This is a genomic window from Paenibacillus diazotrophicus (assembly GCF_042610465.1).
This window is the reverse complement of the sequence record NZ_JBGJZN010000007.1, coordinates 51,447-67,563: the sequence shown is the minus strand read 5'-3', so window position 1 is coordinate 67,563 and position 16,117 is coordinate 51,447. Positions and strand designations below refer to the sequence as shown.

Sequence of the window (16,117 nt, the reverse complement as noted above, 5' to 3'; positions counted from 1 at the left end):
TTTCTTGTCCCTGCGGCACTCACCGGCGGCTACGGTCCCAGGCATTGACCTCCGAAGTTTCGGTTAGTCCCCCGTAGGTTTTCCATTTGTCGACAAATTCGTCAAACTCCCCGATGCCGCTGTCCGCGAAGATAATTTTTTGAAAGCTTTTTTGTTCCAGCTTCTTCAGCAGTTCGCCGCCCCTTTTCATCGTTGCGGTTGGCGGTCCCGTGAACTGCTCCTTGCGGGAAGCCCCCTTCTGGCCAAGCAGCACTGGGGCGATGTCCTGCGGAATTTCCTTGACGACCTTGGAGGGAATTCTCGCTCCATCGAAGGTTAGCGTGTAGGAGGCGACCCGGATACCGCCTAGCGGTAAAGCGGAGGGTGCAATAGTCGGCTTACCGCCGACCATTGCCCAATCATACCCCTCCGCAAGGCCGTTGGAGAATTCACCGGTTGAGGTAGCGTAATAATCAAATAAATAATTCTGGTAGGTAAAAAAGATTTCGGGATGCTTCATTTTCTTGTTGATCAGAATAGCGCCGTTGACAGGCAATGTTCCTCTTCTCATGGCGATGCCCTCCGGTCCGGAAGGGATAGCGATAGGCTTGACAATCGCCTGCGGATCTTTATCGGTCAGGATGGACAAAGGCCAGCCGCGCATCCAATACGGACCGGCGATAATGCCGGCTTTGCCGGAGACGAACAGATTGGCCGCGCCCTCTTCATCAAGCCACGCACTGTCGGTGGACAGGTATCCTTGCTGCACCCAATGCTTCATCAGTGCTACAGCCTTTCGTGCGCCTGGCTGGACGGAACCATATTCCAGTGTTCCGTCGCTCCGGCGGTTCCACTGCTCAGGAATTATGCCGAACGCGCCAAAGATCCAACTGCTGTCACCCATCCAGGTATTGGGGCCGTTACGGAAACCGACCGCAAGACCGTATGTGTCCTTAACACCGTTGCCGTCAGGGTCCCGGTTGGCGAAGGCATCCATGACCTGTTCCAGTTCGCCCAGTGTCCGCGGTGCACTCAGATGAAGCTTGTCCAGCCAATCCTGGCGGATCCAGAGCAGCGGGTCCGAGTTATATTCGTAATCCATGATAGGAATTGCATACTTATGCCCGTCCCGCACGAAGGGATCCCAAGCCGAGGGGTCCTCGGCTACAGCCTTTTTCCACACCCCGGAAGCATACTGCTCGAATAAACTGCCAACTTCCATGAATTGCCCGGAGCCAATCAGTTCCTGGATGATGTCAGCGTCCCGTGTCGTTACAACATCGGGCATGTTGCCTTTAGCCAGCTCAAGCCTCAGCTTGTTGGCATAGTTCTCGGAGGTCCCGGAAATGGTCCACAGATAACGGATGCGGATGCCAAGCCGGTTCTCGGCCCAGATCGTATGTACGTTATGCTCAAGACTCTCGCCTTTTTTAAAGGTCAGATTGGGATTCACGGAGCCTACTGTATACAGATCTACAAGAGGTTCATATTTGCCTGACTTGACGTCGAAATGAGGTGCTGTGCTGTCCGGGGAGGCTGGCGGCAGACTTTCTTCCGGGCTATGAAACGTACAGCCCGACAACGTCAAGAGCAGCACGGACAGTATTAATCGAATTTTCATGGAACCTCCTGCTTTTCGTAGTGTTCTTGGGAGTTGAACAAATTGTATCATAATCATCTTCAGCATCGTGTGATACACTTTCTTGTAGTACAGTGAAGTCTTTGAAAAGGATGATCTTATGACCTGGCGTCCGAACCTGTTTATTAAAATGGTTGCGATTCTTCTATCCCTTATTTCAGTTACGCTCTTATTCTATGGATTATCCTACCGCAAGGATGTCGGGGTCATTACGAATCAGATAAAAACGACCGATTTGAATCATCTGGAGTTCCTGACCCAGCAGATGGACAATAACATCAACCAATTAGCGGGCAGTATGTATGCCCTTCAGAGAGATCCCACCGTCCGCGACTATGAGCAGATCCGGCAATTCGGCCATCTCATTGATCCCGCCCAGACCATTATGACCGTGCTGGAGAAGCTTTCATTGCAGACCAGTTCCAGTACGTGGGAGAACCGGATTGTGCTGTACAAGCCGCACAGCGGCGAGACCCTCGGCTCGGATTCCTCTCTCTCCTTCGATTCCTCCATACTGGAGAAGCCTTTGCCTTCCGGTTGGGAGTATATTTCGGAAGACACGGACAACTCTGAAGCGGGCTTCCGTCTGCTGCTGTCCGACCCTGCCGAGAGCAGGAATGAACCCCGCGGGGCGGGACTGCTGATGTCAATGTATTTTCCAGTATCCAATATTGAACGGATGTTCGATACCTACCAGTCACAAAACAAGGGTGACACCTTCCTGTTCCATCCCTCATTCGGGGTGATTCTATCACGCCATACCGACCGGGAAATGGCGCAACAGATCGTTGCAACACTGGCTCCTTCAACCAGCCAGGGGAGTTCGGAGATCTTCAGCCTCAAGGAAGGCAGCTTTCTCGTCAGCTCCGTCCCATCCTCGGCCATCAATTGGCAGGTCGTGCATTATTCACCGCTGAAGCAGATTCTTCAGCCGATCCGGAGCAGCCGGTATTCCTTTTTGACAGGATCGGCCATCCTTTTGGTCATGAGTCTTCTGTTCTCGCTTCAGCTCTATCGTCAAGTACAGCGTCCGGTAAGCCTTTTGCTGCGTTCCCTCAACAGAATGAAGGAAGGACGCTGGTCTACACGGATTCATACCAGGACCAATCCCGAGTTCACGATGCTCAACCAAGAATTTAATGAAATGGCGGAGCAAATTCAATCTTTGATTGAACAGGTCTATCTGGAACATCTCCGGGTCAAGGACGCCCACTTGAAACAGCTCCAATCACAGATCAATCCGCACTTTCTCTACAATTGTCTGTTCTTCATTAAGAGCAAGGCCGTTGTTGGTGATACAGATTCGGTGGAAGCGATGGCGCTGAATCTTGGCGAGTATTACCGTTATATTACTAAGGTTGACCACTCTCTCACAACGCTCCAGGATGAGCTGAAGCTGCTGGAGAATTACTTGGAGATTCAGAATTTGCGAAAACAGCGCATCCGTTACGAGATGGATATTGCCGATGAATTGCTGGGCCTGCAAATTCCCCGGCTGCTGATTCAACCCTTAGTTGAGAACAGTATTATTCATGGAATTGAGAAAAAAATCGGCCAGGGCTTCATAAGAATCACCGCGAGCCAGACGTATGAAGCGATCACCATCACCGTTGAGGACAACGGAGCCGGCATGACCCCTGAAGCGATTGCCTCTCTGCATGCCAGAATGTCCGAATCGACGCGCGAGGACGGTGGCTGCGGGCTATGGAATATTCAACAGCGTCTTAAATCTCATTATAATGATTCTTCCGGCCTTCTAATTGCCCCTTCCTCTGAAGGCGGTCTAATAATCACTCTCCGTATGGAGAAGAAAGAGGAACACCATGCACCAAATTCTGCTGGTTGATGACGAACCTTACGTTGTAGATGATCTCTCCATCTCTCTTCCTTGGGCCGAAATGGGGTTCGAACAGGTTCATAAAGCCTACTCCGGGTACGAGGCGCTCGAGCTGCTGCAACACTATCCTATCGACATTGTAGTCACTGACATCAATATGCCGGAAATCTCAGGCATTGAGCTGATCGCGTCTATACGAAGCCGCTGGAAGCATATCCGGGTAGTTATGCTGACCGGTTATGCCGAGTTTGAATACGCCCGCAAAGCAATAGAAGAGCAAGCCAGCGCCTACCTCCTAAAGCCGATTGCAAACGACCAGTTGATCGCTGTTATCGTTAAGCTCCAGGAAGAGCTTCGCAAAGAGTGGGAGACACGTTCCTCCTATCAGCGGACCCTGCAGACCTTCCGTGAGCACCTTCCGCTCCTGAGGGATCGTCTGCTCGGGGAACTGCTTCAAGGCCGAAAACTGGCTGGGCCGCAACTGCAAGAACGGCTGGACCAGTTCGATTTGCCCCTGCGGACCGATCTGCAGGTATGCCTCGCAGTCGTCAGACCGGAGGAATTCTTCCGGCGCCAGGACATGCACAGCATGCTGCTGTTCGAATACGCGATCATCAATATCGCACAAGAGCTGTTTCAGGACCGTTTCCGCATCTGGTCCTGTAAGGATGTGCATGATTATCTCGTATTTCTGCTGCAGCCCAGGGATGACATTGAATCCGGCGGCCATCCTGCTGACGATGTCGCCCAAGCGGCCTATCAGCTGCAGAACCATGTCAGCACGCTGATAGGAGGCGGCCTATCCGTTGTGACTACTGGCTGGGGAGGTTTCCCCGACCAGGTCTACACGCTCTATCAATCCGCTATTTCGGCTATCCGCCAACATATCGGCAGTGAAACAGGCATCTATCTGGACGTAACAGACAACTGCGGCTCCCAGCCAGTGGAGATTCTTCAGCCCCTCTATGAGCCTCCGCTGCTCTTCCATATGTTCGAAGCGAACAACTGGCAGGGTATCGAAGACAAGCTGGAAGCCATTGTATCGGAGCTGGTCCGGAATCCGGAGCACTCACTGGAGCATATCCATGAGGCCCGTCTGCATCTGGAGACGGCTTTCTATTATTTCGCCCACAAGAACAACAAAATGCTGAGCGAGATAGTGGGGAATCCACTGCTGGAGCAGGCCCCCTTCCAAACACCAGATAAGCTGCGGGAATGGGCGCTGGAGGTCATCGTTCTGCTGAAGGATCATTTTGAATCGGAACGTCGGGACAGCCGGACTGTTCTGATCCGAAACGTTCATGAATATATCAACAGCAATCTACACTATGTCTCACTACAAGCCATCGCCGATCATATCCAGATGCACCCGGTCTATTTATCCAAGATGTACAAGCTGGAGACCGGCAAGCGAATCAGCGATTATATCAGCCAGGTAAAGATGGAAAAAGCGGCGTATCTGCTAATCCATACGCCGCTGAAAATTTATGAAGTTTCCGCTGAGCTTGGCTACTCCAACGCCCATTATTTTATAAAACTATTTAGGGAATACGCCGGCATGACCCCGCAGGAGTTCCGCGACCGGTCATTGTAACGCTCTTAGACTTCAAACCGCAGCCCCACCTCATGGGTGAGACCATCATCTATAGCCGGTACAAGTCCTCCCTCGAGCACCCGGCCATCCAAGGTCATACGGGCTGTTCCATCCTGTGTCCGGCGGAAGCCCTCCGGCTTGCTGATATGAATCCGGTACGAGGAACTGCCGAGCTTGAGCGTGTAAGCGAACTCCGTCTGCTCTTCCCGCAGAATCGGTTGGAGTGCAATGCCTTGTGCCGTATATTCAATACCCAGCGCTTCCATCAGCGAGAGGGTGAGCCAGGTCGAGGTGCCGCTTAGCATCGGACCGATGTTCTCACCAGTCTCGCTGTTATTGTATTGCGTGCAGAATCGCGGATTCCCGCAGATGGCGAACGGATCTTCCATAGTTTTGTATGGCATGATCCGGTCCAGCAGCCAATAGCCGAAGCGGCCCAGCTCTGCGGCAAGTCCCGCATCCAACACTTCCTTGGCTCCCTTGAACATCGCTGCAGCCGCCATCATACAGGCATGCTTGAACACACCGCCGTTCTCCCGGTCGCCCGGAAAGTATTCGTCCGAAGCCGTGTGGGTGGATACCCGTCCCAGAGCAACCGGCGAGACCAGCTTCAGCCCGAAAGGAGTCATAAGATGTGACTTCATGGTGTCCAGCATTACAGCGATCTGTGCTTCTTCTGCGCAGCCTGACAGGATGCTCCAACTGAAGGAGTTCAGGAAGTATGAACCGTCGGATGCCGGATCTGAAGACAGACCGTCTCCTGCTGCGCCCAAGTACGTATATTCCCCGTTAGGGTACCGGTTAAATAGCACGCGGGCGAAGAAGTTATCCTTCCAGGCATGCTCTTGAATGCGGCCGCGCAGCTTGCCTCCGAAGCGTTCCAGCTCATCGGCGTAATCCTGCTCTCCCTTGCGGGCGGCCAAGGCGGACAGTTCATCTACCGCCACCTTCAGCAGGAAAGCATTCATGACGCTCTCGGAATAATCGCTTTCCAGCGAATCCCCGAACACCCCGCCTGCCTCCAGTTGCTTCCGGTAGAGCTCTTCCTTGGCCGGACCATTCAGATACGTGTCATCCAGCTTCAGGCAGTCGTTCCAGTCCGCATAATCCAGCAACGGAAGACCGTGACGACCGATCGAAATCTGCCCCGAATATACAATAATCGCCTTGAGTGTCTCGAAGACCGGCCGGCTGGCTTCTTGTCCCGCCACCGGACAGGACTCATCCAGGAATTCCAGATCTCCAGTCAGCATGACATAACGGTAAACGGCTTGAACAAGCCATAACGCATCGTCAGACCATTTTCCCGGCTCTTTGCCAACCCAGAAGAAATTGTGATAAGCATAGCCCAGCTCGAACACCATACTGGTCCATTCTTTCAGCAGGCTCTTTACCAGACCGCTTTTTCCCATACCGATGAAATAGTACATTGAGGCATACAAATCCTGGATCTCGCGGAAGCCAATTTCCCTGTACCCCTTCTGAGTCTGGCAAAAGGAACGGGAGACAAACGTTTGATAGAGCACTTGAAACGGCAGGTTGCGGTTAACAAACACATCGAATTTCTCGTCACCGGAGGATACCTGCAGGAACCTGCCATACTCACGTACGAAGCCGGTCGATTCCGCCAGGGCCGATTCCGCCGCACTGCGGTCAGAGAAACGGGCGACCAGCGCCCCCACCTCGTCTGCAAGCACCGTGTCGTTCCAAGGCGCGCCGCTCTTGTCCGAGACAAGCCCAGTCAACTGGTCGATCGTTGCCACACTCCCAGCGGATACATGAACCTCCCCTGCTACAGCGAAGAAGCCTGGTCCCTTGCGGTGCAGAATGCTGCTGAGCTTAAGTGCACCCGCCGGCCGGAACAGCGAGCCTGTACCGACGAATTCATTGTAGCTGACGCAGAATTCCCGCGGAAGCACCGCTCCGTCCTCCCCATGAAGGATCATCGTGTGGAAGCGCAGATCGTGCCTGCCGCCTTCCGGATAATAATCGGGGCTGATAGCTGCCACAGCTCCTGTGGAATCTTGAAGCACACCACCTTGCATGATGACATTACTGTACAACACATCCTCGAACAATGCGCCCGGAGCGGCAGAACCGAACATTCCGGTATAGACAATCCGAAGCTGGCGTTTCTCTTTCCCGTGGTTCACAATCTCTATCCGCTGCATTTCGGTGGCCAGAGGCATCCCCTCAGCGTGCGGCAGGATAAAGATCGTACGGGTAATATCCAGACCGCAGCGGGTGCGGTAGTGTATGACGGTTGCATTCTGTGAATGTCTGCAGACTGCCGATACAATTGCTTCATCTCCAGGGTCTGCGGAATAGAAGATTTGTTTCCCGCCCTCAAACAAATAGAATTGCCGGTTTGCCGGGAAGCCGTTCTCTTCCTGGCGCATATCCCAACGGGTCGCCAGTACCTGTGTCGCTGCGTGTGAGCGGAAGCTGCCCCCGCCGAACCGGTCAACAACACTCTTGGGCGTGGTCTGCAGCGGCTGCGGAAAGCGGAGGCGGTTGCCCAGCAGCAGATTCACCGCAAAATGCGGACCCGGTACAGGTGAACGCAGATCGATTACATGCTCCCCCTCGGTATTAAGCATTCCTGCCCAGCCAGGTGCGGCCTGCAGTTGAGCCAGAGCCTCCGTTGCGGCAGTCTCCGGTATTTCAACCTTTTCCTCCTGCCTGCCGGCGAGCCGGATATACAAGGATAGCGTCTTGCCTTCGCCGTTTACGGTGAACAGCGCGGATGCACCGGCTTCAGCCGGCAGCAGCGCAGCCAAGGCAGGCAGCTTGAGCAGCTCCTGAATGGCAGGCAGCCGAAGCGGAAGCCCCGCTATTCCGACAGCCCCGCGGCGTTCCGAATCGGTAAATAACGCGCTAAGATATTCACCGGCCCCAATGCGGTCAGCGAATGCCTGTCTCAGAATGTCCTCGGCGGAAACCGCCGCTTCTCTTGCAGTAGTAAGCTTTAACATAATTGAGCCCTCACCTTTCCTGGTATACTGCGGATCAGCCCTTAACGGCTCCCGCGGTCATACCACTAATAAAGTATTTCTGCGTCATGAAGAATATCACCATAACCGGCACCGTTACGACAGTGGAGGCCGACATCAGCAGGTCATAGCGGGTGTTGTACTGGCCGACAAACAGGCGAATACCAACCGGAATGGTCTGTACGTCTGAGCTGGTTGTGAGTACCCAGGCGAAGAGGAGTTCATCCCACGCCGTAAGAAAGATAAAGATACATGTCGCAATAATTCCGGGCAGAGACAGCGGCAGAATAATTTTATAGAACGCCTGAAATTTCGTGCAGCCGTCAATCGCAGCCGATTCTTCCAGATCTCTTGGAATGGAAACAAAGAAACCGCGCATAATCCAGATACTGATCGGAGTATAGAACGCCGTATAGACGAGAATCATTCCCCAATAGGTGTTGATCATCGGCAAACCGAACGTATTCTTGATCCACAGGAACATCAGATAAATCGGGAACAGGAACATAATGCCCGGAATAAGCTGGGTGGAAATAATACTCATGCTGAACAGCTTGGATCCGGGAAAATCAAACCGGGCCAGCGCATATCCTGCCAGAACGGCAAAGGAACCGGCAAGCAGGGTGGTCGCACCACAGATCAACAGGCTGTTGCGGAAATATATCGCGAAGTTAACCGTGTCCCACATATTGATGTAGTTGACCCACTGCGGCTTCGGCAAGCTGAAGGTTGTGATACCGTTCAGAATTTGATCGTTCGAATGCAGGGAAGTAAAAATCATCCACAGAATCGGGAATATCGTCACTACAACGATGAACCAGGTCAGAGAAGTCAGAAGAAACGAAGTAACAGAACGTTTTCGGTGTGTACTCATTGGGCATTCAACTCCGATCTAAAAGCTCGGTACCAGACACCGACTACCATCAGCATTACGAACATCAGCATCATTGAAGCGGCAGAACCGGAACCAAACGACCAGTAGCCGAAGGATTGGCGGGTCAAGGCCGTCATCAGCAGGTCTCCCCACTCTCCCGGATATCCGGCACCATTACCAAACATCGTGGAAACGATATTGTAGGAGTAGACATTGTTAATGATCTGGAATAAAAGCTGTACCGCTATCACCGGCTTAAGCATCGGCAGTGTGATATTCCAAAACTGGCGGAGCTTGTTAGCCCCGTCAATGGTTGCTGCTTCGTAGATATCCTCAGGAATGGTCTGGAGTCCCGCCAGGAAAATGACCATCAAGAACGGCCAGCCGCGCCAGATGGTTGGGATAATGATCGCCCAGATGGTATTCGGTCCCAGCAGCCAGAAGGGCTTCTCTGCATAAAGATGCAATACATCGACCAGAAAATAGTTGATAATACCATTCTGCTGCCACATGAAGCCCCATAGTACGCCGACAACATAGGAAGGGATGACCCAGGGAAGCAGCATGGCTGTACGGGCAATGCCGCGCCCGGGAAAATCACGGTTCAGCAGCATGGCCATCATCAGCCCCATAATCATCACACCTATAGTTACAATAACCGCATAAATTGCGGTATTGCGTATTGCAAAATTCAACCCTTGGCGGACCGGATTATCGGAGTTGAACAGCAGTCCGGTGTAATTCTCCAGGCCGACAAAAGGCGCTTTTAAATATTTGACCAGTGTAAATTGATTCAGCTTCAAAAATGACATCCAGATGCCCTGGAGCATCGGGAGCAGGTGTACCAGCATCATGAAGATGATGGTCGGCACCATCAGCATATAAGCGAACTTGTTCTCTCTGACCCGCTTGAACCACAATGCTCGCTTGCCGGAAGAGGCTTTCACTTTCACGGGAAGATCGTTTTCAGTATGGAGTCCCATCTACTATCCCTCACTTTGTTAATGGAAGAACCGCCGTGCCCTATCGCGCGGCGGCCTCCAAAATTCTAGTAGTTATTGATTAATAATGGCTTTGACTTCAGCCGCTGCGGAGTCCAGCTCCTTCTTGATGCTTTCTTCGCTGTACGTACTCTTCACACCGGCAACGATATCCCACACGTTAGCAAAATGCTTTTGCAGTGCTGTTTCTGTAGGTCCCCATTGTGGAATGGACGGGTAGGTTCTTCCGTATTTAGTTGCTTCCGAGAATGCTTTCATATGGACATCAAGGTCCGGCGCATTCAGAAGGGACACTCTGGCTGGAAGCTGACCGGATACATTGGCATAAGCCTTCTCCGCTTCATCCGAGGTCAGGTATTTAATAACATCCCATGTGGCTTCTTTGTTTTTAGAGCCGCTGAATACTGTCAGCTCACTGCCGCCGACAAAGGTGGCTTGTCCTTCAGGACCAGCCGGAAGCGGAGCCACCGCGAAGTTTTTCGCTGCCTTCTTGTCATCCATACCCCCGTTTGCTTTTGGCGTAGCAAAGTTTTTGGCGAGCCAAGGGCCGGAGATAATCACTGCCGACTTGCCGTCACCGAAGTCACCCTCGATCTGCGACGAGTTCTTTTCGAGTGATGATTTTTCAACAAGACCTTCTTGCGCGAGTCCTGTGTAAAACATAACGCCTTTAAGACCTTTTTCTTCGTTGAATACTACACCTTTGTTATCTTGGGAGAGAACGTCACCGCCTGCAGCCCAGATCCAAGGAAAAATATTATGCACCACGTTCCAGTCGTTCTTGCCCGGAAGTCCCAGCGCAGCGATCTTCTTACCGTCAACCGTTTGTCCGTTGACCGCTTTCAGTGCGCTTTTGAAGGAATCCCAATCCTTGAATGCAGTATCCGGATTTACCCCGGCTTGCTTGAACACATCCGTCCGGTAGTAAATGGCACGCGCATCCACGAACCACGGTACTCCGTACACCTCGCTGTCGCCTGCAATGGAGGTTGTTTGCCAGATTGCCGGCAAGAAAGCCTCAGCACCGCCCACATCGGCAACTTTGTCAGTCACCTTGTCAATACCGCCCATACTGGCAATTGCCGGTACCCAGGTGCTACCCAGCTGAAGCAGGTCCGGGCCTTCGCCGCTTGTCGCCGCCGTTGTGATCTTAGTCCAAGCAGAACCCCAGTCCAGCACCGTTACCTTGACTTTGACATTCGGATGCTCTTTCAGATAGGGATCAAGGGTCTTCAGGAAGTCCGCATCCGGTTTCGGACTGTTCGGCATGACCCAGGCGTTCAGTGTAACTGGTTTCGTGCTTGGAGCTTCAGAAGCTGCAGGAGCCGTAGTCGCGCTCGCCTCTTCTTTCTTTCCTCCGTTGTTAGCAGAATTTGATGAATTGTTATTGCCCCCACATCCGCTGACGACTACTGAAAATGCCATGAGCAGTGCACTAATGGAAACGGCTGTCTTTTTCACAATTAATCTCCCCCATTGTCTTTTGAAGATCATGGAGAACGGTTGTCCGCCCCCCATGTATTGATTATAAAAGCGATTGGTACCGGTCTAAATACCAAATCCCAAGCCTGGATAACAAATTATAAAGCTTCTTTTAAGGTGCAGATAACGTTCCGTTGTTCGTCAGGACAATATCATCAACATCTACCGCAAGCTGACCCGAGCCCCCATTCTCAATATTCCCCAGTTCGAAAGAGATCCGGCCAATCGGTGTGCTTTCTCCGGTAACGTCGAATTCAAGGGTATATTCAGCATAGTCCATACCAAGATCAATAATTTTGCTCGCATATCCATGCCAGGTATAATTGTTCGCGGCATCCAGCCAGCCGATGCTGATGTTCATTTTGCGCGCCGCTCCTGCCTTGGCTTTAAAAGTAAGCGTGTAATGATTGCCGTCGTTGTAAGCTACTCCCTCATAATAGACCTGCCGGTCCCAGCTGTTCGTCCCTGTGGAACCAACCTGCATCCGCAGTGATCCATTCACATTATCAATAGACAATTCACCGCTGTCAGAGGAATACGAGCTCCAGCCTTGAAGCGGAGCCGAGAAATCCCCGTTCGGGATCAGATTCTCCCCATACGCTTCTCCGGCGAGCACCGGACTTACCTGAAGGAGAGAAATGTTGCTCAGCTTGACATTGTGTGCCCCCAACACCTCGTTCACCTTGCCGAGACTGAACTGAAGCAGGGCGGAGGAATCGCTTACCGGAGAGGTGAAATAGTATTCGAAGTGTCCGCCGGCTCCACTCAGACTGGCTGTCTGGTTCGTATAGGCGGTCCAATCGTTGTCCGAAGAACCGTCATGTTGAACCAGTACCCGCATCAACCGGGATACAGAGGCTTCCGCATCAAAGCGAAGCAGATACTTCTTACCTTGCTCTACCGGAATTGCATCCTGCTTCACTTGTACATTCCACTCCTCGTCTCCACTGCCGCCAAGGGCAATCTGCAGCGCTCCATGCTCAGCGGTCATCACGGTATTCTTCACCGGATCATTGTCCACCCAATCCTTCTTGAACAGCGTCCAGCCTTCGGCCGAAGCGTTCTTGAAGCTTCCGTTCACCACCAGTTCGCGGGAAAGATCCAGCCAAGCCAGATTGTAGCCGCTGCCGCCGAGACGGAAATAATAGGTTCCCGCAGCTAATTCAAGCGGAGCTCCAATAACTGCACGATAAGATTGAAGCCCTCCCGTATCTCCAACTGCAGTGCTGTAGACGGTTGCCGTCACCACACTGCGCTTGCCGGCATCCAGTACAGACAGCTCCAGTTCAGAATCCGCCCGTACACTGGACACCCGGGCCACCGGCACAATGCTTGCTGCCTGAGGAAGAACCACTTTGTACTCTGCGTTATCCCCCTTATCCATATCGGTAACATCCTTGCCGCCCTCACCGCTCGGTGTCAGGCTGATTCCTGATGCCCTCCAATATTGATCGGCACGGAGATGCAGATAACCGCCGCTAAGTGCGGGCGGATCTGTCTTGCGGACCAGACGCACGTTATCGATCCCAGTCTGTCCGGCTGACTGTCCAAGAAGAAATGACAGTGCACCTTCAGTGCCGGACGCACCAGCCAGCACTATTTCCGCTGTATAGCTCTTCCAATCCGGTGTTAGTGTAAAGGTTGATCCGTCGGGATAGAGCGGATCTCCACCGCCGGTCTCCAGTTTGACTCCGATCGGCTGCGCCTGATCCGATCTGGCATCGAACGTGAGCTGATAGACCCCTCCTGCAGACATAGGGATGCCCGTCTGGGTGAGTACCACATCCTGTGGTGATCCGCCGGTATTCCGGACTTCAGCCTCCAGCTCCCTTTTCATAAGCGGCAGTTCCAGTATATTGGTTACCTTGGCTTCAGCTACTGCCCCTGAATTTGGCTTAACCGCAAATGTCCAGTACCCCAGCCGCCCTTCTCCTTGATCAAACCCTCCATTATAAATCAGATTTCCGTCTGCAAGCGGAGTACGAATCACCGGCAGAGGTTTCGTCTCCACAACCCTGACGTTAGCGAAATAAGCTGCAATGTCATTAAGGCCCAGATTGAACTCGAATCGGACATTGTTATCAGTAGCCTGGTCCATGTTGAAGGTGTATTCGAACGATTGCCAGTCCGGGGTGAGCTGGAAATTCCGTTCCTGGGAATAGGCTGTCCATCCGCCGCCGAATTCGGTAAGCTTGCTCATTAGCGGACGGACTGCATCTGCTTTGGCATCGAATGTTACCTTGTAGGCTTTACCCTTCTCCAGCATCAGCGGCATTTGGGTAAGCTGAATGGAATAATTCTTGGTGCCCGCTTCTTGGACAGCAACCTTCACCGCCTTGCCCTTATCCGTATCATCAATGACGGAAGCTGTACCCGCACCGCCCGCATTCTCGATCAATTCCCAGTACTCAGGAAGCCCGTCCGCTGCTGCGGAACCGGTGAAATCGCCGTTGTAGATCTCGTTACCATCCGCAAGAGCAGGACGCTGCGGAACCGATATCTCAGGCTTCGTTGGACGATGTCCGGTTACGTCCGGCCACTGATCCAGATTCTTGTACTTATAGACCCGTACATAATCGACATACATCTTATCTGACTGGAAGTCAGCCGCCGGATCTCCCGGCCAATCGCCGCCCACTGCCAGATTGAGAATCATATAGAACGGCCGGTCAAACGGCGCAGGGTACGTATAGTAATCCGGCTGGCCCTCAACCTTGGTTCCCCAATCACTCGTTTCGAAATACATTTTACCGTCCACATAATATCGGATCAGACCCGGAAGCCACTCAAGCGTGAATTCATGATAATCGTCAGCGAACGTTTGACCTTCCGGCAGAACGTAAGTCTTGGACTGGGACGTATGTGGAATGTCGTAATGTATAGAACCATGAACGGTTCTAGGGTAGAGATCGGCCTTCTCCGTATCACCGGCCACCGGTCCTGTCAATTCCATAATGTCCATCTCACCGCTTCCCGGCCAAGGTCCGTACTGCTTCTCTTCGTCGGTTGGCATCATCCAGATGGCTGGCCACATGCCCTGCTGAATCGGCAGCTTCGCGCGCACCGTGAATTTCCCGTACGTCCAGTCACCCTTCATCTTGGAGGTCAGCTTGGCAGAAGTATACCCCTTGCCGCCGTAAGCTTCCTTACGCGCTTCCAGTGCCAGTACACTCTTTCCGCTCTCCTTCTCCAATGAGGCGTTGTCGGGATGGTAATATTCCAGTTCGTTATTGTATACATTCCCTGTATCTTGAATATTCCACTTGGTCTTATCAATGGATGGGCCGTCGAATTCATCACTCCAGACCATTTCCCATGCATTGACCTCGGATGGCGGAGCGGGTGTAGCTGGCGCAGGTGTCGCTCCAATTCCAGTTCCGCCACTCGTCGCGGAGGTAGCCACAGCACTGGCCTTTGGTGAGCTACCAATTCCCGATAAATCCCGAAGCGTCTCACCGGCTTTGAGTACTGTTCCGTTGAAAAGAACATCACCCGCTTTTGTCTCAAGCAAACCGATTTGACCCCGGTTAATAATCTCGGACCCAGCGGCGGCAACGCCGACGATCAGGGCATCCACCCTTGAGCCGGTCCCAATTTCAACTTTGGCCGGCTGGAGCAATTCGATTCCAGGGGCTGCGCTTCCATCCTCCAGGATGAGCCGCACAGTCGCTTTGGATGCGTCTAGGGTGGTCTGCCCCAAGGATGATTTGTGGAAGACGACTGAATATCCGATCCCTCCGGAGATCAGGGTATTCCCCTTCACCTGGATTCCAGAGAATGAGACTTCCCCCTCTCCCGCTCCGGCAGTCACATAAAGATTTCCGTTGACTGCCCCGCCATCTATCCTTACATTCGCCCGGTTGACAATAACATTACCGGACACGGCACCAATCGAATAAGTCCCTTCCCCCGGACTGATCCATCCGATCATCCGGCCGAGCAGCGCCGCCAGCTCAGCACGTGTCATTGTAATCTGCGGATTCAACTTACCCTCCGAATCACCGCGGATATAACCCTTCTCAAGCATGGCATTCACAGCTTCCCGGGCATAGCTGCTAACGGCTATCTCGTCCACCTGCCCGCCCGCGGCAACCTGGGAAGAGGCCTCCAGCCGGAAAGCCCGGGCCAGCATCGTTATCGCTTCCTGCCGCGTTACTGCCGCTCCCGGCTGAAACCGGCCGTCCGCATAACCCTTAATGATACCCGCTGCGTTGACCCCGCCAATATCCTTTCCATACCATGAAGAAGCGCTTACATCTTTAAAAGCGGAATTACCAGGGTTACTGTAACGGAATACCCGGCTCAGTATAACCGCCATCTCTGCGCGCGTGACCGCGCGTCCCGGTTCAAATCGGCCCTGGCCGTCGCCCTGCAAAATCCCGGCGGCAGCCAGTCTATCCGCCGCTGCCTCAGCCCAATGCTGATTCATATCGGCAAATGCTGCTGTTCCGGCAGCATTAGCGCTATCTGTGCTTTCAGCTGATCCGGGCAGCCCTTCTAACCCCGCTGCTCTGGCCAATCCCGTGTTTACCGGAAGCTGAAGCCATGACAGCAGCATAACTGTAACCAGTAGTTTGGATAATCCTCTGCGGTACATCTAAACATTCCCCCTTATGTGAAACTCGTAGAATCCCGGCGTTACCGCTGGTCGATTTCAGTATAGAGCCCGACTCCGGCAGGGAACATACCAATTCCTTAGTGCATATAACAAAGATGCA

At 52.8% G+C, this 16,117-nt stretch carries 8 protein-coding genes; 2 read left to right on the top strand and 6 right to left on the bottom strand.

The window, feature by feature from the left end; all coding sequences use genetic code 11:
- Positions 1 to 19: 19 nt before the first annotated feature.
- A complete protein-coding gene (locus tag ACAN54_RS22990; RefSeq protein WP_379161036.1) occupies positions 20 to 1,600 on the bottom strand; it encodes an extracellular solute-binding protein in 1,581 nt (526 codons plus the stop codon).
- 118 nt (positions 1,601 to 1,718) lie between these two features.
- Between ACAN54_RS22990 and ACAN54_RS22985 the strand changes: the two genes are divergently transcribed.
- Both ACAN54_RS22985 and ACAN54_RS22980 read left to right on the top strand, forming a co-directional pair.
- Positions 1,719 to 3,464 carry a sensor histidine kinase gene (locus tag ACAN54_RS22985; RefSeq protein WP_379161034.1) on the top strand — a complete coding sequence of 582 codons (1,746 nt, stop codon included), beginning with the start codon at positions 1,719 to 1,721 and terminating at the stop codon, positions 3,462 to 3,464.
- Complete coding sequence (locus ACAN54_RS22980) at positions 3,442 to 5,049, top strand: response regulator (protein WP_379161033.1); 1,608 nt, start codon at positions 3,442 to 3,444, stop codon at positions 5,047 to 5,049. Before ACAN54_RS22985 ends, ACAN54_RS22980 begins: the two co-directional genes overlap by 23 nt.
- A 5-nt stretch (positions 5,050 to 5,054) precedes the next feature.
- On the opposite strand, the gene ACAN54_RS22975 is transcribed toward ACAN54_RS22980, so the two are convergent.
- The 5 genes from ACAN54_RS22975 to ACAN54_RS22955 form a co-directional block, all read right to left on the bottom strand.
- The gene (locus ACAN54_RS22975) at positions 5,055 to 8,024 is read right to left on the bottom strand and encodes a GH36-type glycosyl hydrolase domain-containing protein (RefSeq protein ID WP_379161031.1); all 2,970 of its coding nucleotides are present in this window, start codon (positions 8,022 to 8,024) and stop codon (positions 5,055 to 5,057) included.
- A 34-nt stretch (positions 8,025 to 8,058) separates the two neighbouring features.
- Positions 8,059 to 8,916 carry a carbohydrate ABC transporter permease gene (locus ACAN54_RS22970; RefSeq protein WP_379161029.1) on the bottom strand — a complete coding sequence of 286 codons (858 nt, stop codon included), beginning with the start codon at positions 8,914 to 8,916 and terminating at the stop codon, positions 8,059 to 8,061.
- The gene (locus tag ACAN54_RS22965) at positions 8,913 to 9,869 is read right to left on the bottom strand and encodes a carbohydrate ABC transporter permease (RefSeq protein WP_379161027.1); all 957 of its coding nucleotides are present in this window, start codon (positions 9,867 to 9,869) and stop codon (positions 8,913 to 8,915) included. The genes ACAN54_RS22970 and ACAN54_RS22965 overlap by 4 nt, the downstream gene beginning before the upstream one ends.
- Positions 9,870 to 9,971: 102 nt before the next feature.
- The gene (locus ACAN54_RS22960) at positions 9,972 to 11,378 is read right to left on the bottom strand and encodes a sugar ABC transporter substrate-binding protein (RefSeq protein WP_379161025.1); all 1,407 of its coding nucleotides are present in this window, start codon (positions 11,376 to 11,378) and stop codon (positions 9,972 to 9,974) included.
- A 133-nt stretch (positions 11,379 to 11,511) separates the two neighbouring features.
- Complete coding sequence (locus ACAN54_RS22955) at positions 11,512 to 15,996, bottom strand: carbohydrate binding domain-containing protein (protein ID WP_379161023.1); 4,485 nt, start codon at positions 15,994 to 15,996, stop codon at positions 11,512 to 11,514.
- Positions 15,997 to 16,117 lie beyond the last annotated feature (121 nt).